Below are 18,493 nucleotides of genomic sequence, written 5' to 3'. Positions count from 1 at the left end.
ACAGACTCGCCTTCGATCCAGAAGGACGTCGTCCGACCACGAAGGGCGACCAGAAGCCCGAGGAGTGTCGCTCCGAGCGCACCGGCAACGACCCAGGGCCCCTCGAGGAGGAGCAGCGAGATGCCCGGGGGGCTGGGAAGAGGTCGTCCGCGGCGGGGAGCACCTGGTCGCGGGGCTCCGGCGCCGGACGGCTGTCGGGGGTCGACGACGCGACCCGGCGTCCGGCGGGACGTTCGGGCGCGACGGGTGAGCCCGAGGCGGGCGTGCGCGGCAGCAGGGCGTCGAGCAGGTCCGCCAGCTCGGCACCGGACTGCGGCCGGTTGGCCGGGTTCTTGTCGAGCAGGGCCATGACCAGGCGCGCGAGCCGCGGCTCCACCGAGGGCGGCAGCGCCGGCACCGGGTCGTTGACCTGCGCGACCGCGATGTCCACGGCGGAGCCGCCGGTGAACGGCCGGTGCCCGACGAGCGCCTCGTACGCCACGATCCCGAGCGCGTACAGGTCGGAGACCCCCGTCGCGGGCCGGCCGACCGCCTGCTCCGGCGACAGGTACTGGGCGGTGCCCATCACCATGCCGGCGGCGGTCATGGGCGTCTGGTTGGCGGCCAGCGAGACCCCGAAGTCGGTGATGCGCACCCGTCCGGTGGCCTCGACCAGCAGGTTGCCCGGCTTCACGTCGCGGTGCACGACGCCCATCTGGTGCGCGTAGTGCAGCCCGCGCGCCGTCTGGGACAGGATCGGGACCAGACGGGACAGCGGCAGCACCGGCTCGGCCTCGAGGATGTCCGAGAGCGGCTCACCCGGCACCAGCTCCATGACGAGGTACGCGGTGCCGGACTCCTCGCCGTAGTCGAACAGCGGCGCGATGTTGGGGTGCGAGAGCGCGGCGCTGTTGCGGGCCTCGACCCGGAACCGGGCGAGCTGGGCGGCGTCACCGGCGAACTCGGGACGCAGCGCCTTGACCGCGACGGGACGGGCGAGCGACTCGTCGAACGCCTCCCAGACCTCACCCATGCCGCCGACCGCGATCGACCGGACCAGCCGGTAGCGACCGCCGAGCGCCATCCCCTCGTGCGCTCTCATCGGCCGAGCACCGCCTGCATCACGGCCTTGGCGATGGGGGCGGCCACCTTGCCACCGGTCGCCTCGTCGTTGAGGTTGCCGCCGTGCAGCACGAGCACGGCCACCGCGACCTTGGGGCTGTCGGCCGGGGCGAACGCGGTGAACCAGGCGTTCGGGGCGTTGTTGGGCACCTCCGCGGTGCCGGACTTGCCCGCCACCTGCACCCCGGGGATCTGCGCGGCCTTGCCCGACCCGCCCGTGACGACGCCCAGCATCATCGAGGTGAGGGTCGAGGCGGTGCCGGCCGACATGGGCTGGGAGTAGACCTGCGGGGACGTGGTGGACACGACGGACAGGTCGGCGGCGCGCACGGTGTCCACGAGGTAGGGCTTCATGAGGGTGCCGCCGTTGGCGATCGACGCGGTCACCATGGCCATCTGCAGCGGCGAGGCCGTCACCGAGTACTGGCCGATCGAGGACTGCGCGACCTGCGCCTGCGTGAGCCCCGACGGGAAGCGGCTGGTGGCCACGGACATCGGGATGGCGAGGTTCGCGTCGTCGAAGCCGAACTTGGCGGCCTGGTCGTGCAGCGCGGTCTCACCCAGGTCCATGCCGAGCTGGGCGAACGCGGTGTTGCAGGAGACCCGCAGCGCATCGGCGAGCGTGATCGGGTTGCTGCCGCAGCCGCCGCCGCCGAAGTTGCCGATGGTGGCCGACGTGCCCGGCAGGGCCAGCGAGGTCGGGGCGGGGAGCGTCGAGTCGGCCGTGTACGTCCCGGCCTGCAGCGCGGCGGTGGCCACGACGAGCTTGAAGGTCGAGCCCGGGGCGTAGATGTCCTGGTAGGCCTTGGTGCGCAGCGGGTTCCCGTCGGCCGCCAGCAGCTGCTGGTAGTAGGCCGACGCGGCAGCCGTGTCGTGCGAGGCGAGCTGGTTGGGGTCGAAGCCCGGGGTGGAGACCAGCGCGAGGATCTTGCCGGTGGACGGCTCGATCGCGACGACGGCGCCCTGCTGGTCGCCGAGCGCGTCGATCGCGGCCTTCTGCGCAGCGGGCAGCAGCGTGGTCTCCACGGAGGCGCCCTGCGGGCTGCCACCGGTGAGCAGGTCGCGCACCCGGGAGAAGAACAGCTGGTCCGACTTGCCGGTGAGGTAGGAGTTCGTGGACTGCTCGAGGCCGGTGCGCCCGGTGATCCCGTAGAACCCGGTGACCGAGGACCACAGCGGTCCGTCGGCGTACTGCCGCTGGTAGCCGAACGAGTCATCGACGGGCACCGAGGACGCCACGGCGGCCCCGGCGACGACGATCGGGCCACGGGCGTTGCCGAACTCCCGGTAGAGCGTGCGCACGTTGCGGGGGTCGTTGTTGAGGCGCCCGGCCTGGAAGAACTGGATCCAGGTGACCGACCCCATGAGCAGCAGGGACATGACGAGCGTCATGGCGGCCAGTCGCCGCAGCGGGGCGTTCACCGCACCCGCCCGAGGGCCTGGGTCGGCTGGTCGTCACCGTGCTGGTCGTCCCGGCCCTGTTCGGCCGGGACGAGGGACGGCCCGCCGACCACGGACGGGATGCCCCCGTCGGGTGTGGGGGCGGTGGCACGCATGGCCGGCGCCGGACGCCGGGCGTCGTCGGAGATGCGCAGCAGCAGCGCCACGATGAGCCAGTTGGCCAGCAGCGACGAGCCGCCGTACGCGAGGAACGGTGTGGTCAGGCCGGTGAGCGGGATGAGCCGGGTCACTCCGCCGACGACGACGAAGACCTGCAGCGCGATGAGGAACGCCAGGCCGCCGGCGAGCAGCTTGCCGAAACCGTCCCGCACGCCGATGGCGGCGCGCATCCCGCGGTGCACCAGGATCGTCACGAGCACGAGGATCGCCAGCAGGCCTGTGAGCCCGAGCTCCTCGCCGAGCGAGGCGACGATGAAGTCCGACTCGGCGTAGGGCACGAGGTACGGGCGCCCCTCGCCCCAGCCGGTGCCGAACAGCCCGCCCGACGCCATCCCGAACAGCCCGCGCACGAGCTGCCCGGAGCCACCGACCGCCCGGTTGAACACGTCGTCGTCCATCGCGTGCAGCCACACGTCGAACCGGGCGCGCACGTGCGGGACGACGGTGGCGACCACCGCGGCGCCGCCGGCGAACAGGGTGAGGCCGATGAGCACCCAGCTCACCCGCTCGGTGGCCAGGTAGAGCATCGCGACGAAGAGCCCGAAGAGCAGCAACGAGGTGCCCAGGTCGCTCTGCAGCACGAGGACCGCCAGCGAGGCGGCCCACACCACGATGATCGGGCCCAGGTCGCGGGCCCGCGGCAGCCGAAGCCCCAGGACGCTGCGGCCGGCGAGGGCCAGGGTGTCCCGGTTGGTCACCAGGTAGCCGGCGAAGAACACCGCGAGCGTGATCTTGGCGAGCTCGGCCGGCTGCAGCCCGGCCGGGCCGATCCGCACCCAGATCTGGGCGCCGTTGACCGTGTGCCCGATGCCCGGCACCAGCGGCATGAGCAGCAGCAGGAGCGAGGCGACCATCGCGGTGTAGGTGTAGCGGCGCAGCGTGCGGTGGTCGCGCAGCACGATGAGCAGCAGCATCGCCAGCACCATCGAGATCGCGGTCCACGCCAGCTGCTTGTCGGCGAACCCGTGGGCGCGGCCACGCGCCTCGTAGGACAGGTCGAGCCGGTAGATCATCGCCAGCCCGATCCCGTTGAGCGCGACCACGGTGGGCAGGATCACCGGGTCGGCGTCGGGCGCCCGCCAGCGCACCACGGCCCACGCCCCGAAGGACAGCACGGCCATGCCGAGGCCGTACTCGGCGACGTCGGCCGGCACCGTCCCGGCGAACCCGATGCCGACCAGCGCGTACGCGGCCAGGCCGACGAGCAGGGCGAGCACCAGGAGCAGCACCCCGAGGCCGCGACCGCCGCGGACCCGGGTGGGTGCGACGGTCGCCATCACTGACCCACCGGTGGGACGGAGGGGGCGCCGACGCCGGGTGCCGGGGTGCCGGTGACCGACGGCAGGGGTGCCAGGCCGCTGGAGCTGGGGGTCGCGAACGAGGACGGGGCGCCGGTGGGCAGGGGGTTGCCGGTCGCGTCGTCGAGGTGGGTGACCAGGCTGCGGGCGTCGGCGAGGGAGTCGGCCGCGATGGTCTTCTGCACCCGCTCGCGCAGGTAGGGCGGCAGGTCCGCGGCCCGCACGTCGGAGCGCTCCACGACGTGCGACAAGGAGATCGGCCCGGCGGTGGCCGGTACGCCACGGGAGATCGCGACCCGGCCGTCGTCCACGCCCACGAAGTACTGGGTCTGCGTCCAGGCGTAGCCGCCGCCCGCCACGGCGAGCACGACCGCGACCGCGGCCAGCCACACGGCCACGAGCGCGCGCCGGCGCGAGGGCTGCGGGTGCTCGTCGTCCTGCTCGTGCTCGGCCTCGTCCGCCGCCTGCGCCTCGGGGGCGAGCAGCGCCCGGGCCCGGGCCGCGGGGCCGTCGGCGGCCGACGTGGGCCGGTTGCGGCTGGTCGCCGCGGCACCCACCACCTGCGGCTCGGTGCTCGGCAGGTCGGTGCGGGAGTCCAGGTCGACGACGTCCGCGACCACCACCGTGACGTTGTCGCCGCCACCGGCCCGCAGCGCGAGCTGCACCAGACGGTCGGCGCACTCGTCGACGTCGTGCTGGGTGCGCAGCGTCTCGGTGAGCGTGTCGGCCGAGACGAACCCGGACAGCCCGTCGGAGCACAGCAGCCAACGGTCGCCCACCCGGGCCTCCCGCACCGACAGGTCGGGGGTGAGGTCGAGGTCGAAGTCGCCGAGCACCCGCATGACGACGGACCGCTGCGGGTGGTGGATCGCCTCCTCGGGCGTGATCCGGCCGGTGTCCACGAGGTGCTGGACGAACGTGTGGTCGGTGGTGACCTGGGTGAGCTCGCCGTCGCGCAGCAGGTAGCCGCGCGAGTCGCCGAGGTGCACCATCGCGAGCTTGTTCTCGGTCCGCAGGATCGCGGTCACGGTGGTGCCCATGCCGGACAGCGTCGGGTCGGCCCGGGTGCGCCGGACGATCTCCGCCTTGGCCTCGACCAGGGCGGCCTCGAGCTCGGCGAGTGCGTCGTCCGGGCCGTGGGCCTCTTCGTCGAGGGGCGCCAGCTCGGCGATCGTCACCGAGGAGGCGACGTCCCCGCCGGCGTGCCCACCCATCCCGTCGGCGATGGCCAGCAGGTGCGGGCCGGCGTAGGCGGAGTCCTGGTTGTTGGCCCGCACCAGGCCCACGTCCGAGCGGGCCGCGTACCGCAGCGCGACGGTCACCGGGCTACCTGGCCAGCTCGAGGACGTTCTGGCCGATGCGCACCGGGGTGCCGGTGCCCAGCGGCAGCGGACCGCTCACGCGCTGGTCGCCCAGGAAGGTGCCGTTCGTCGAGCCGAGGTCCTCGACGAACCACTGGTCACCGTCCAGGAAGAGCCGGGCGTGCCGGGAGGAGGAGTAGTCGTCGTCGAGCACGAGCGTGCAGCCGGGCGAGCGGCCGATGAGCACCGGGGCGGCCCCGAGCGGCAGCACCGTGCCGCGCAGCGGGCCCTCGGTGACCACGAGCCGGGTCGGGCCGGCGGTCTTGCTGCGCCGGGCCGGTGCCGGGGTGGGTGCCGGTGCTGCTGCCGGTGCGCCGCCTGTGCGGTTGCGGCGGCGGTCGACGATGCGGGTGCCGTACAGGTCCCGTCGCAGCACCGCGATCGAGGACAGCACCAGCAGCCACAGCAGGGCCAGGTAGCCGAGCCGCAGCAGCCCGACGGTGAGCTCGCTCATTCGTCGGGGTCCGGCTCTCCGCCGGTCCAGAACAGGATCCGGGTGCGTCCGATCGTCAGGGTGTTGCCGTCGAGCAGGGTGGCCGCCGGCACCTGGTGGCCCTCGACGAAGACGCCGTTGGTCGACCCGAGGTCGGTGGCGACGACGCCCTGCGGGGTCACCCGGATCTCCAGGTGCCGCCGGGAGACCCCCGGGTCGTCGACGATGATGTCGGCGTCCGACCCGCGTCCGATCACCGTGACCGGGCCGGTGAGCAGGTAGCGCTGGCCGTCGACGTCGATGAGCGGGTGCCGCGCGCTCGGCGGCGCCGCGGCCGCCGGGGCCACCGCCCCCCGCACCGAGGCGCTCGTCACCATGAAGCGGCCCGTCTCGAGGTCCGGGTCCTCGCTGAACCGCACGAGCACCGGGCCGACGAACGCGTAGCGCTGCGTCGCGGCGTACTCGGTGACGTTGGTGGCGAACTCGTCGGCGAGCGTCTCGGCGCCCCACTGCTCGAGCCGGTCGAAGTCCGCGGTGGACAGCTCGATCGTGAACTCGTTGGGCACCACCGTGCGCTCGCGGTCGAACGCCGCCGCCTGGTCGTCCATCTCGCGCCGCAGCGCACTCACCAGCTCGACGGGCTTGAGCTCGCTGCGGAAGACCTTGGCGAACGCAGTGTTGACCGCGCGCTCGACGCCGTTCTCGAACGACTCGAGGAGTCCCACACGCACCTCCGCTCCCTCTCGCGCCGCCACCGACAGGCCGCGGACGCGACCCGGCCCCCGACCTCGGGCACGACTTGACCTGTTCGATCGTATCCACGCCTGGGCCTGCATGGACCACGACGTGGCCCGTGCTAACCTCTCTCCTCGCGCGTGAGTGGCGAAATGGCAGACGCGCTGGCTTCAGGTGCCAGTGCCCGCAAGGGCGTGCGGGTTCAAGTCCCGCCTCACGCACAGGGGGGTGTTCGTACAACACCCCGGTGGTTGTTCGGGTAACTCCCGGTCGGGCTCGTCCCGGCCGGGAGTTGTCTGTTTTTGGCCTCTGACCTGCGGTTTTGCTAGCACGCTGGCGTGCTGTTCGTGGGGTGTGGGGTCGATCGGGCGGTCGTGGGTTGGTTGAGGGCATGCGTCGGTGCCCGCCGACCGGGGGTCGGCGGGCTGCGTCAGGCGTTCGGTTGCGGTGCGGGCGGGCTGCTATCCCGGCGGTGTCGGCATATCCGGTGGTGTCGGCCCGGTGCCAGGGTCCGGGGTCTTGGGTGCCCGGCGCGGTGGCAGGGCCCGCAGCTCGATCTGAGGGTGGGCGAGGCGTTCGTGCAGCGACCGGCGGCGTGGGTGGCGTGTGCGGGCGAACTCCTCGACGAGGACTTCTCTGGTCAGAGCTGCGGGCGGGCTCAGTTCACTGGTCAGCCAGCGAAGACCCCGACCTCGTGGCGCAGCTGGTCTAGGTCGAGGTACGTCCGTGTCGAGACGACCAGGCTCGATCCGTGGCGACGGGCGAACAAGCCGCGGACCGGCAGGACGATCAGCCGGTCGAGACCGTGTCGCTCGGCGGCTGAGAGCTCGTCGCGCAGCAGCATCTCGGGTGCATGGTGGTACTCCGCGGCGACGGCTTCGACCTGACCGATGACGGTGGCCTTCCACGACCGCATCTCGGGCAGGTCGATCCCGTCCAAGCCGTGCCTCCGGCCCCAGAAGTGCTCATCACGCGTTGCGTCCAGGTTGTCCAGCGCGTCGACCCACAGTGCGTCCCACTCCGCGACGAGCTGCGGGCGTCGCGGGCGCGCCGACGTCCCGCGATCCGGCGGCGGATCGGCCGGCGGCAGGTCAGCGGCGACGGGGAGGTCCCACACGGCGCGAATGAACAGCAGCTCGACCAGGGTTCCGGGAACATCGGTGATCATCGTCAGTCCCATCCGGCGCATCATTGGTGGGCGCGAGACCGAAGCGCACGCCCACCAACGATGTCACTCAGTGGAGTCGCCCTGGGTCTGATGAAGGCTCGGGCCAGGGGTTTCGACCAGGGGGTCTGCTGAACCATGAGGGTCACCTACGACGCCGTTGTCGACGCTGCCTACATCTATCTGTCAGCCGAGATACCGGCAGGGGGCGTCGCCCGGACAGTTCCTGTCGATCCTCGCGAGATCGACGGCATGATCAACCTCGACTTTGACGCCGAGGGCCGGATGGTGGGGGTCGAGGTCCTCGACGCGAGTCGGTTCCTCACCCCGCAGTTCCTGGCGTCGGCGGGGACGGACCTCCTGTGAGCCTCGACGGTGTGCTTCCTCGTGGCGTGAAGCGGGTGCTCGGGCCCCTGTCGCCGCCACCGTCGGCATTCACCGAGAGCGCAGTGCTCACCCATCCCGGTGGGAACGCGGAGCTTCGGTGCACCTACGAGCACAATGGCTCGATGTACGTCGGGGGGTTGCGGTTTGAGGGAGTACGCGCCTACCGCTTCCTGGCCGAGGGGCACTGCACTGTGTGGCACATCGAGGAGGCGTACGACGCCCTCGTCGAGGTGGAGCAGTCTGGCTGGATCGAAGAGCTGCTGGCGGCCGACTCGAGCGGAATGCGAGGCCAGTGGAAGATCCGTCACTTCCTGATCCACATTGACAGCTCCGGTGCCTATGAGGTGGCGGCCGCGCGATGTGAGTGGCTTCCGGAGGCCCTGGTCTGATGGGTCGACAATCTACATTCGTATCCCGGGTCAAGATCCCTTCAAGATCCACATTGGGTGAGGACATGGACCACAGATCTCCGAAGGAGGATGTCCTCGTAGGAGGACTCGAGGACTGGGCGGACGCGTCGTGGGTCTATGGCAGCACCCGTCTGAGCGGACTGGAGGATCCGGGCCTAAGGCGCACCCTGGCCCTTGGCCTCATCGCCGAGCTGTTGGTCGAGGGACTGGTTGTCTCCGGCGATGTGGATGAGCAGGGTCATCACCCGTGGCCGTGCTCGCCGGGCGAGGCGATTGAGAGGATCACGCGGGAGTGGATCACCGAATGGGGGGACGAGGTTCCGACCCCGGGGGCGATCGTGTGGCTCGACAACACTGCCGCCGGCAACCACCTCGCTGAGGCCGTACTTGCTCGTGAACAGCACCGCTAGTTGGTCGGCGGATCGTCGTCCGTTCGGGTGCGCATTTGCCGGTCGCGACGGGCTCACGCGCGGGTCTGGGCTGCGTCCGAGGTGAACCCCCGACCGTGGGCACCCGTGCCACGCTCTCGGTCAGCGACAGGATCCTCACGATCTCGCTGGACGGCCCTGACTCCGAATGCCTGTCCACGGAGGCAAGTTCGCAGGTCAGCGCTCCGATGTACACAGCAGCACCTTCAACCTGTACACAGCCGACTGCGGGCGGCGGTGTCTTGCGAGGTCAGCGGGCTAACCAAACACCCCACAGGTGGTAGCTCGGGTAGCTCCCGGTCGGTTGATTCCGGCCGGGAGCTGCTGTTTTCGGGGTGTGGGCTGGGGGCTTGCCAGCGCTTCGGGGTGGTGGCCGGGCACTGGCGGGGTGCCTGTGCGGCCAGCGTGCGGAACGCTGGTGGTGACGTGGGTGCTGGCACCTTCACTCGGCAGAGTGAACCTGCTGACCTGCTCTTTTGATCTGGTCGGTCATCCGGTTACGTTCCGCGTGCGCCGTGTGCCCGCTGTGGGGCAGCGCTCCGGGGGCCGTGGGTCTGCCGGGTGGGTGCTGAGCGGCCGGTGACGGTCGGGCAGGGGGCGTGGCCGTGCGCGGTCGTGTGCTGGCTGGGTGGGGTCGTCGGGGCTGGGCTGTGGGGTTGGCCGGGCTGGTGTCGGCGGCGCTGGTGGTCGGTGTGGTCGAGCCGGCTGCCGCCGCGGGGGCTGAGCCTGAACCGGTGGTCGCGGAGGTGGCCGACCCGTCGGTGAACCCGCCTCTGGAGTCCTCGGACCCGGCGGTGCTCACCGGGCCGGAGCCTTCGGGGTCGTTCAGTGACCCTTCGGTGGTCTCGCCGCAGGCGTCGACGCCGATGCCGGTGCTCGACCCGCAGGTGCCGAAGAAGCAGTACAAGGGTTTCGACCCATCGACGTCGCGGTTGACGGGTCGTGACGAGTTCTCCGACGTGTACCTGAACGCGGATGGGTCGCACTCGAGCGTGTTCTCGGGGCAGGCGATGAACGTGCGGGACTCCCGCGGCGCGTGGCAGGAGGCCTCGACGACGGTGGCGGCGACGTCCGACGGCGGCGGTCAGGTGAGCGCGCACCCGTTGCGTCCGGAGCTGGCCGAGACCGCGGACGCTTCGCCGGTGCTGTCGTTGCGTCGGGCGGGGTTGCAGGTCGGTCTGACGTTGGTGGGTGCGGCGGCGTCGCCGTTGCAGCGTTCGGGCGCCACGGCGACGTATGCCGACGTGTTCCCCGGCACGGACCTGAGGTACGAGGTCGAGTCCGGGTCGGTGAAGGAGGCGTTCGTCCTCAAGTCGGTGCCGTCGGCGGGCGTGTCGTGGTCGTGGCGGATCTCGGGGGCCGGGCTGGAGATGGTCGCGGGCCGGGACGGCGCGTGGGACCTGATGTCGGGTTCGCAGGTCGTGATGTCGATCCCGGCGGCGGTCATGACGGACTCCTCGGGTCAGGAGGGGGTGCGTGAGCCGGCGGATGCGAACGTGCCGATGTCGGTGGTGCGGGACGGGTCGGACTGGGTGCTGACGCTGACCCCGGACGTGGCGTGGCTGACCGACCCGGCGCGGGTGTACCCGGTGTCGGTGGACCCGACGGTGACGGCCGGTTCGGCCGACACGATCGTGTCCTACAAGTCGACCGGGACGGTGATCCAGGACGGCACCATGCGGATCGGCAACCCGAACGACTCGGGGACGAGCCAGTGGCGCACGGTGGTGCACTGGCCGGTGAGCCAGTTCTTCGGCAAGCAGGTGATCGGCGCGGCGATCAGCGCCGGGCTGTCGCAGGGCACGGCGAACGGGTACCCGGCCCAGGTGTACTGGGCGTCGAGCTACAGCTTTGGCGGCGCCGGGTCGCCGCTGTCGGGGGGCACGTTCGACACCGGCGTCGACTTCCAGGACGCGACGTTGCAGAACAGCTTCGCGTCGTGGATCGCCTCGGGCATCAGCGACGCGGCCGTGATGTTCCTGGGCTACGAGGTGAACGGCGCCTACACCTACAAGCGGTTCTCGGCGGACCTGGTGGTCAACTGGGTGGACTACCCCACTGCGGGGCCGATCGTGGCCCCTGCGCCGGGCAACGGGGCGACCCATGTGTCGGTGACTCCCACGTTGGCGGTCGGCTCGACGAACGCCTCGGCCTGGTGCTTCCGGGTGTGGACGAACCCGAACGCGGTGGGTGCCCCGGTCTGGAGCTCGTGCGCCGACGGGTGGGAGTCGGTCAACTACGTCACCGTGCCGGTCGGGGTCCTGGCCTCGGGGGTCACCTACTACTGGCGGGCCGACGTGGCCAGTCCCTACGAGGGTGTGCTGGGCGGGGACACCCACCGCTGGACACCGATGTTCGCGTTCACGACGGACGCCTACGCGGCCATCCCGCAAGCCACAGCGAGCCCGGGCAGCGGGACGATCACGGCGAACCTGACCCCGACCTTGTCGATCCCGGCGGTCACCGACCCGGACGACGCGTCGATCACCTACCAGTTCACGGTGGCCACCGGCGCCAACGGCACTGACGGGGCGACCGTGACGTCGGGGTGGTTGAGCTCGCCGACGTGGACGGTGCCGACCGGGGCGCTGCGCGACGGTGGTTCCTACACCTGGACGGTGCAGACCAAGGGCTCCTCGGTCTCCCCCGTGCCGTGGGCGAACAGGCTGACGATCAACCGGCGGTTGGCCGAGTCGGGCCCGGCGCCGGTCGAGCAGGTCGGGCCGGTGAACGTGAACCTGGCCAACGGGAACGTCGGGCTGCGGTTCACCTCCCCGACGGTGTCCACGGTCGGCGGGCCGATCGGTCTGTCGTTCTCCTACAACTCCCAGACCGCGACCCAGCGGGGTCTGACGGGCCGGTACTACGACGTGACCCCGGTGGCGGGCAACCCGGTGAGCTTCGACACCACCGGCAAGACCCCGGTGCTCACCCGGGTGGACCCGCAGCTGCAGTTCGGCTGGGGGCTGGGTTCGCCTGCGCCGTCGGTTCCGGTGGACAACTTCGTCGTGCACTGGACGGGGTACGTGAGCGTGCCGGCGGCCGGGTCGTACACGTTCGGGGTAGCGCAGGACGACGGGGCCAAGGTGACCGTCGGCTCCACCCTGGTGCTGGACCGGTGGTCCGATCAGGCCGGTGGACCGAACTGGTCGAGCACGCCGTGCACCTTCGGTACCGGGGCAGGCGGCTGCCACTTCGATGCGACCGGTCCGGTGCCGATCGCCGTCGACTTCTACGAGCATGGCGGCAACGCCACGTTCGAGCTGTGGGTCACCGGCCCCGATGGCAAGCAGTTCATCGTGCCCGCGTCGTGGCTGAGCCCTGCGGTCGAGACGTTGCCGGCCGGGTGGTCGGCCTCGACGGCGCTGTCGGGGGATGCCGGGTCGTACTCGTCGGTCACGGTGGACTCCGGGTCGGCGGTGGTGACCGACACCACGGGCACGACGCACACGTACACCAAGACCTCCACCGGTGGGTACACCCCGCCGGTCGGGGAGTACTCGAGCCTGGCGCTGACGACCACGGGCACGGTGCAGGTCACCGACGAGGACGGCACCGTGACGAGCTTCAACGCGGCCGGGCGCGTGGACTCGGTGACCAACCCGCCCAACGCTCTCAAGCCGGCGCTGCCGGTCATGACGTACAAGGCGGGGACCGGTCAGCTGCAGGCCGTCACCGACCCGGTCTCGGGCAAGGCGGTGCGCCTGTTCTACCCCGGTGACCCCGCCCCATCAGGGTTGAGCAGCGACAACGCCGGCAAGGCGTGCCTGACGCCCAAGTCCGGCTACGCGGGCGCGCCGGCCGGCATGGTCTGCCGGATCGTCTACCCCGGGGACACCGCCGGGACGTTCGGGGACTCCACCGTGCTGTCCTACGACGGTGCGGGACACCTGGTGCGCATCGACGACCCTGGTGTCAGCGCCACCGACAGTGTGCGCACCGACCTGGCGTACGACGCGAACGGCCAGCTGACCGCGATCCGCACACCCCAGGTCAACGACTGGATGGCCTACGCCCACGTCAGCGACGACACGAACGCCCGGGTGCAGATCGCCTACACCGGCAACCAGGCCACCTCGGTCACGCTGCCCGCAGCCGACGGCACCAGCGCGACCGGCCGGCTCGTGACCTCGTTCGGCTACGACCCGGCCCACTCGACCACCACGGTCACGCGCACCGGTGTGCCTGGGACCGCGCGCACGGTGACCTATGACGACGGCTTCCGCCAGCTGTCGGACACCGACGCCAGCGGTCTGACCACCTCCAAGACATGGAGCGCCAAGGACCAGGTGCTGTCGTCCACCGACACCGCCGGTCGGGTGAGCACCACGATCTACGACGCCCGTGACCGGGCCACCGACACCTACGGCCCGGCGCCTGCGTCGTGCTTCGACGCCACCACGCGCCTGCCCGTGTCCTGCTCGACGACCCCGGCGCACACCCGGACCAGGTACGACACGACCGTGGCGGGCACCGCCGAGCTGGCCGGGCTGAACGTGACGTACTTCCCGAACGCCCGCCTGTCGGCCTCCCCCTCGGACGCCTCACCCGCAGGGGCGACCCCGGTCTACTCCCTGGGCCTGGACGCGACCACGCCCGGTCTGGACAAGGACTGGGGGACCAACGCCCCCGCCGCGGGGATCGCGGGCAACGCCCCGTTCTCGATGCGGGCCACCGGCATCATCACGTTGCCCGCGTCCGGTCAGTACGGGTTCACCACGACGTCCGACGACGGGGTGCGGATCTGGGTCGACGACATCCTCACCCTGGACAACTGGGCCGCCGGGACGATGTCGGTGACCACCCCGCAGACCTTGGTCGCAGGACCGCACCGCATCCGCGTCGACTATGCCAACACGGGCGGACCGGCGTCCTTGCACGTGCAGTGGAAGGTCCCGGGCACTTCAGCCACGGTGGCGATCCCGGCGGCTGCCCTGGCCCCGGACTACAACCTGGTCACCCGCACCGACACCGACGAGTCCGGTGGCACCGGCCAGGTCACGGCGCTGCACTCCGCGACCTCGTACGGCACCTCCCCGTGGCTGGGTCTGCCGGTGGCGTCCATCGAGGACCCCGACGGGGCGGCCTTGACGACCACGACGACCTACGAGGCGCCCGGGACCGGGTGGCTTCGCCGCACCGGGCGGTGGCTGCCCTCGGCGACCGCCGCGGCCGTCGCGGCGGGCCGCACCGGTCCGGACGTGGTCAACGACGCCGCGCGCGGCACCGTCTCCACCTACTACGGCGCGAACGAGGGGCTGGGCGCGGCGACCTGCGCAGTGCCGGCCGGCACCAGCCAGGCCGGGCTGCTCAAGACCAGCACCGACCCGGCCCCCGCACAGGGTGCGGCCGTGTCCACGTCCTACGTGTACGACAGGTGGGGCCGGGTCGCGGGTACCAAGAAGACCGGCGACAGCGACTGGTCGTGCACCACCTACGACGGGCGCGGGCGGGTGACCCAGTCCACCGCGGCCGCGGCCAACGGTGCCCCGGCGCGCACGGTCACCAACACCTTTGCGGTGGGTGGCAACCCGTTGGTGTCCTCGGTGTCCGACCCGGTCGGGACGATTCAGACGAGCGTGGACCTGCTGGGTCGCACGGTCGCGTACACCGATGTGAAGGGCACGACGACCACCACCAGCTACGACGGCGCGGGCCGTGCGTCCCAGCAGGTGACGACCGCCGCAGGTGGTGGCCCGACCTCGACGGTGGCCTCGACGTACCTGGCGGACGGGCGGGTGGCCACCACGTCGTTGGACGGCACCGTGGTGGCCACGCCCGCCTACGACTCGGCCGGGCAGCTCACCGGTGCGACGTACCCGACCCTGGCCGGTGCGGCGGCTGCCCCGGTGGCCACGCCCACGTTCGTGCAGCAGGCCACCGCCCACGCGTTGAACAAGACGTCGTTGACGGTCACGCCGAGCTCGGTGCTCACGGCCGGGAACCGGCTGGTCGTGCAGGTGGCGGTCTGGCGCGAACCAGCGACCACCGCGGTCAAGGTCACCGACGCTGCCGGTGACGTGTTCACGAAGGTGCAGACGGTCGTCGCCCCGGACGACAACACCGAGATGAGCGTGTGGACCGCGGTCGTCGGCCCGGGGGCGGGGACCAAGCCCACCATCACGGTGACCCCGTCGGCGAAGGCCGATGTGGGTGTGGTCCTCGCCGAGTACTCCGGCCTGTCGGCCGAGGGCACCGGGGTCGACGTGAGCGCAGGAGGCATCGGCGCCACGACCGCGGCCGGGGACGCGTCCTCGGGTGCGACGGCTGCGACCACCGGTGACAACGAGCTGGCGGTCGGGTTCTACTCCGACTCCGGCTTCTCGACGACGCCGACGGCCGGTGCGGGGTTCACCGGGCGGGCCACGATCGCCGGGGCCACCGACCTGGACATGCTGGTGCAGGACAAGGTGGTGCCAGCCGGCACCTCGGTGACCTCCACGACCGGTACAGGTGCCGACGTGCCGTGGCAGGCCGGCGTGGTGGTGTTCAAGCCGGCCGGTGCCCCTGCGACCACGACGACGACGGCGACCCCGGGCTTCGTGCAGCAGACCACCGCGCACGGGTTGAACAAGACCACCCTGACCGCGACCCCGACCGCCGCGCTGGGTGCCGGCAACCGGTTGGTGGTGGCGGTGGGGGTGTGGAACAACCCGGCCGCCACCGCGGCCTCGGTGAGCGACTCGGCCGGTGACGTGTTCACGAAGGTCACCTCACAGGTGGCCTCGGAGAACACCGAGCTGAGCGTGTGGACCGCACCAGTGAGCGCCGGGGCGGGGACAACCCCGACGATCACCGTGACCCCGTCGAGCACCGCGGACGTGGGAGTGGCCGTCGCTGAGTACTCGGGCCTGTCGCTGGTGGGGACCGGGGTGGACGTGGTGTCCAAGGCCACCGGGACCACCGGTGCGGCTGGCACGGTCTCGTCCGGGTCGACGGGTGCGGTGACTGGTGATGGTGAGCTGGCGGTGGGGTTCTACGCCGACTCGGGCTTCGGGACCACACCGACCGCGGGTGCCGGGTTCACGGGCCGGGCCAGCATTGCTGGGGCCAGTGACATCGACCTGCTGGTGCAGGACAAGTCGGTGAGCACCGGTGCGAGCGTGGCGTCGTCGACTGGGACGGCGGGCGCGACGACGTGGGAGTCGGCGGTGGTGGTGTTCAAGCCGGCCACGACCACCATGGTGGCGGCCCCGCCAGCGTCCTCGACGACGCCCGCGGTGTCGACGATCACCCGCAACGCCGCCGGGCAGCAGACCGGGGTGTCCTATGCACTGCCCAACGGGCGTGTTGTGGCTGACTCGGTGGTGCGGGCTCAGACTGGTCGGGTGCTGACCGACACCGCCACCCTGGACGGCGGCGCGGTGTCGAGCTGGGGGTACACCTACGACACCACCGGCCGGCTGACCAGGGCGGTGCTGGGGGCGAACGGGTCGACCCCGGCGGTGACCTACGGGTACAACTTCGCCGCCACCGGTGGGTGCGGGGTCGACACCAGGGCGGGGTTGAACGGGTCACGCACCTCCTCCACCGTGCAGGTGGGGACCGGTGCGGTGGCAACGACCAGCTCGTGCACGGACTTCGCGTCGCGTCTGACGTCGGCGACCGGCACCGGCTCGGTCGCCTACAACTCTCGCGGGGACGCGACGACGGTGGGTGACCAGTCGTTCACGTTCGATGCGACCGACCGGGTGATCGCTGGGTCGGCGACCGCCGGTCAGCAGGTGGCCTACACCCGTGACGCCACTGACCGGGTGGTGACTCGGGTGGGGTCTGGCACCGGGGTGGGGGTGGACACCTCGACCACCGCCTACTCGTTCACCGGTGGTGGGGATACGCCGGATGTGCAGCTGACCGGGGACAACAGGCTCGGTGAGCGGTATCTGGTGCTGGCTGGTGGGGTGGTCTACACCAAGCGGTACGCCAACCCTGGCGGGGACCTGTGGGGGCTGTCGAACATCCACGGCGACACCCTGACCACCACCACCGGCACAGGTGCGTTGGTGGGGCAGGTGGCGGTCTATGACCCGTTCGGCAACCCGCTGAACCCGGCCACCGGCCTGGTCGACCAGACCACGACCCCGACCACCCGCACCGGCGGACTGACCGACGCCTGGGTGGGTGCCAACCAACGCGGCACCGAACACACCGCCGGGGCCACCTGGACCCTCATGGGAGCACGCCTCTACCTGCCCGCCCTGGGGATCTTCGCCTCGGTCGACCCCGTCGAAGGCGGCAACGACAACGCCTACAGCTACGTCAACGACCCCATCAACTCCTACGACCTCAACGGAACGAAGAGCAATCCGCATCCTCGAGCCAAAGGGTCAGGGTGGTTCACTCCCGGAATTACGAAGTGGTGGAAGGTACATGTTGGAAGGTGGTGGAACGAGAATACGGTTGGAGTCTGCATTTCGGGAAACGCCGCTGCGGTTATTGGCGCGAACGTGTCGGGCTGCATTGGTCACAGCGGAAGGAGTTGGGGAGTCTGGGGAGCGGCGGGCCCGCACTTCACCGGTGGAGCCACCGCAAGCGCTGGCGTCGGACTGATGATCAGCAATGCGCGGAACTTGCAGGAGTTGCGCGGAGGATTCTATGGAGCTGGCGCCTCTGCTGCCGCGACCGTGGGGGGTGCCCAGGACTTCTCCTGGGGATGGGTGGGTAATAGAAGAATTGTCGAGAGTCTCACGTCCTTCACCGTCGGAGCAGGACTTGAAGCCCACCTCGCCTACACCTGGACCGGTGCCCATGAGTTCTAGTTGCGAGTCAGGAAGTGTCGTCGGCGCGCCTGCATTCTTCGGTCGATATAGCCTTCAGCTTTTTACCACGCCGCTCGGGATCTGCCGGTGGAGCGAAGATGGCGTAAGTGTTTCCATTCGTTCGCGCTTCTGGAGAGCAGTATCCCAAGTCTTCAACAACGTCTACACAGGCGATCCGCTGCCGTCAGACGGCACCTGGTGTGCGCGATGGGACGACATCGAACTCGCCCGGATCGCATCGAAGAGCGTGACTTTCGTACACAGAGATGGCGGGTGCTGCAGGTTCGGGATGCTTAGGAGGTCGGGCTTCGAAGAACTCCGCAAGACAATCATACTGAATGTTCCTACAAGGGTGGTGGGCACAACGACATTCGATCCGCTAGTTGTCGGCGCAAAGCCGAGTCGGGGGTCGTAGATTCAGTTCCACTCTTGGGCTGCCCGAGGCCTTGAACCTGAGCAGAGCCAGCGCACCGATGAGATGTTCGTGCACGCCAGCGACCCGGTCAACGGATCGGACCTCACAGAGTGGAGAAATGCGAATACGGCGAGGCGGCGGACTCTTCGAAGGTCTAGTTCCGGGAGTTGGCGCCATGCCGTCCGCGACATTCCAATTTTCCCCCGGGGGTACACCCTATCTCCGGCCCCACGGAAGCCTGGGTGCAGAGTTACAAGAGTGACATCTCCCCGCCGAGTTCGTTCCAGGAGTGGTGGCCGGTGCCCTCGCAGCGTTGGCACTGCACGACCGGGAGTCCGCGCCGGTCGACCTCGCCCGCCGACCCGGGCTAGACGTGGACCG

At 70.7% G+C, this 18,493-nt stretch carries 11 protein-coding genes and 1 tRNA gene; 5 read left to right on the top strand and 7 right to left on the bottom strand.

Annotated elements, in window-relative coordinates; translation table 11 throughout:
• The 6 genes from F2B26_RS04120 to F2B26_RS04095 all read right to left on the bottom strand — a co-directional run.
• Positions 1–1,081 (bottom strand): serine/threonine-protein kinase (locus tag F2B26_RS04120; RefSeq protein WP_159806727.1); only part of this gene is annotated, 1,081 nt, incomplete at its 3' end.
• The gene (locus F2B26_RS04115; RefSeq protein WP_159806725.1) at positions 1,078–2,523 is read right to left on the bottom strand and encodes a peptidoglycan D,D-transpeptidase FtsI family protein; all 1,446 of its coding nucleotides are present in this window, start codon (positions 2,521–2,523) and stop codon (positions 1,078–1,080) included. The genes F2B26_RS04120 and F2B26_RS04115, both read right to left, overlap by 4 nt.
• Positions 2,520–3,998, bottom strand: coding sequence for an FtsW/RodA/SpoVE family cell cycle protein (locus F2B26_RS04110; protein ID WP_159806723.1), 1,479 nt, complete (start codon positions 3,996–3,998; stop codon positions 2,520–2,522). Before F2B26_RS04110 ends, F2B26_RS04115 begins: the two co-directional genes overlap by 4 nt.
• Entirely contained in the window at positions 3,998–5,341 is a 1,344-nt protein-coding gene (locus F2B26_RS04105) for a PP2C family protein-serine/threonine phosphatase (RefSeq protein ID WP_159806721.1), read from the bottom strand. Before F2B26_RS04105 ends, F2B26_RS04110 begins: the two co-directional genes overlap by 1 nt.
• A 4-nt stretch (positions 5,342–5,345) precedes the next feature.
• Entirely contained in the window at positions 5,346–5,834 is a 489-nt protein-coding gene (locus F2B26_RS04100) for an FHA domain-containing protein FhaB/FipA (RefSeq protein WP_159806719.1), read from the bottom strand.
• Positions 5,831–6,538, bottom strand: a complete 708-nt coding sequence (locus F2B26_RS04095) for an FHA domain-containing protein (RefSeq protein WP_159806729.1) — start codon at positions 6,536–6,538, stop codon at positions 5,831–5,833. Before F2B26_RS04095 ends, F2B26_RS04100 begins: the two co-directional genes overlap by 4 nt.
• 148 nt (positions 6,539–6,686) lie before the next feature.
• On the opposite strand from F2B26_RS04095, the gene F2B26_RS04090 reads away from it, so the two are divergent.
• Positions 6,687–6,769: transfer RNA gene (locus F2B26_RS04090), tRNA-Leu, on the top strand.
• 449 nt (positions 6,770–7,218) lie between these two features.
• On the opposite strand, the gene F2B26_RS04085 is transcribed toward F2B26_RS04090, so the two are convergent.
• Positions 7,219–7,728 carry a hypothetical protein gene (locus F2B26_RS04085; RefSeq protein ID WP_159806717.1) on the bottom strand — a complete coding sequence of 170 codons (510 nt, stop codon included), beginning with the start codon at positions 7,726–7,728 and terminating at the stop codon, positions 7,219–7,221.
• A 123-nt stretch (positions 7,729–7,851) separates the two neighbouring features.
• Here F2B26_RS04085 and F2B26_RS04080 point away from each other — a divergent pair, with 123 nt between their 5' ends.
• The 4 genes from F2B26_RS04080 (at position 7,852) to F2B26_RS04065 (ending at position 17,697) form a co-directional block, all read left to right on the top strand.
• Positions 7,852–8,079: a DUF2283 domain-containing protein gene (locus tag F2B26_RS04080; RefSeq protein ID WP_159806715.1), complete on the top strand. Its 228-nt coding sequence runs from the start codon at positions 7,852–7,854 to the stop codon at positions 8,077–8,079.
• On the top strand, positions 8,076–8,489 hold the full coding sequence (locus F2B26_RS04075; RefSeq protein ID WP_159806713.1) for a hypothetical protein: 414 nt from the start codon (positions 8,076–8,078) through the stop codon (positions 8,487–8,489). Before F2B26_RS04080 ends, F2B26_RS04075 begins: the two co-directional genes overlap by 4 nt.
• Before the next feature lie 65 nt (positions 8,490–8,554).
• Entirely contained in the window at positions 8,555–8,920 is a 366-nt protein-coding gene (locus F2B26_RS04070) for a hypothetical protein (RefSeq protein WP_159806711.1), read from the top strand.
• Positions 8,921–9,594: 674 nt separating this feature from the next.
• Positions 9,595–17,697, top strand: coding sequence for a PA14 domain-containing protein (locus F2B26_RS04065; RefSeq protein WP_159806709.1), 8,103 nt, complete (start codon positions 9,595–9,597; stop codon positions 17,695–17,697).
• The last annotated feature ends 796 nt before the right edge of the window (positions 17,698–18,493 follow it).

The organism is Cellulomonas citrea (genome assembly GCF_009829685.1).
GTDB lineage: Bacteria > Actinomycetota > Actinomycetes > Actinomycetales > Cellulomonadaceae > Cellulomonas > Cellulomonas citrea.
Note: the sequence above shows the minus strand (reverse complement) of the source record. Positions and strands in the feature narration are given on the sequence as shown.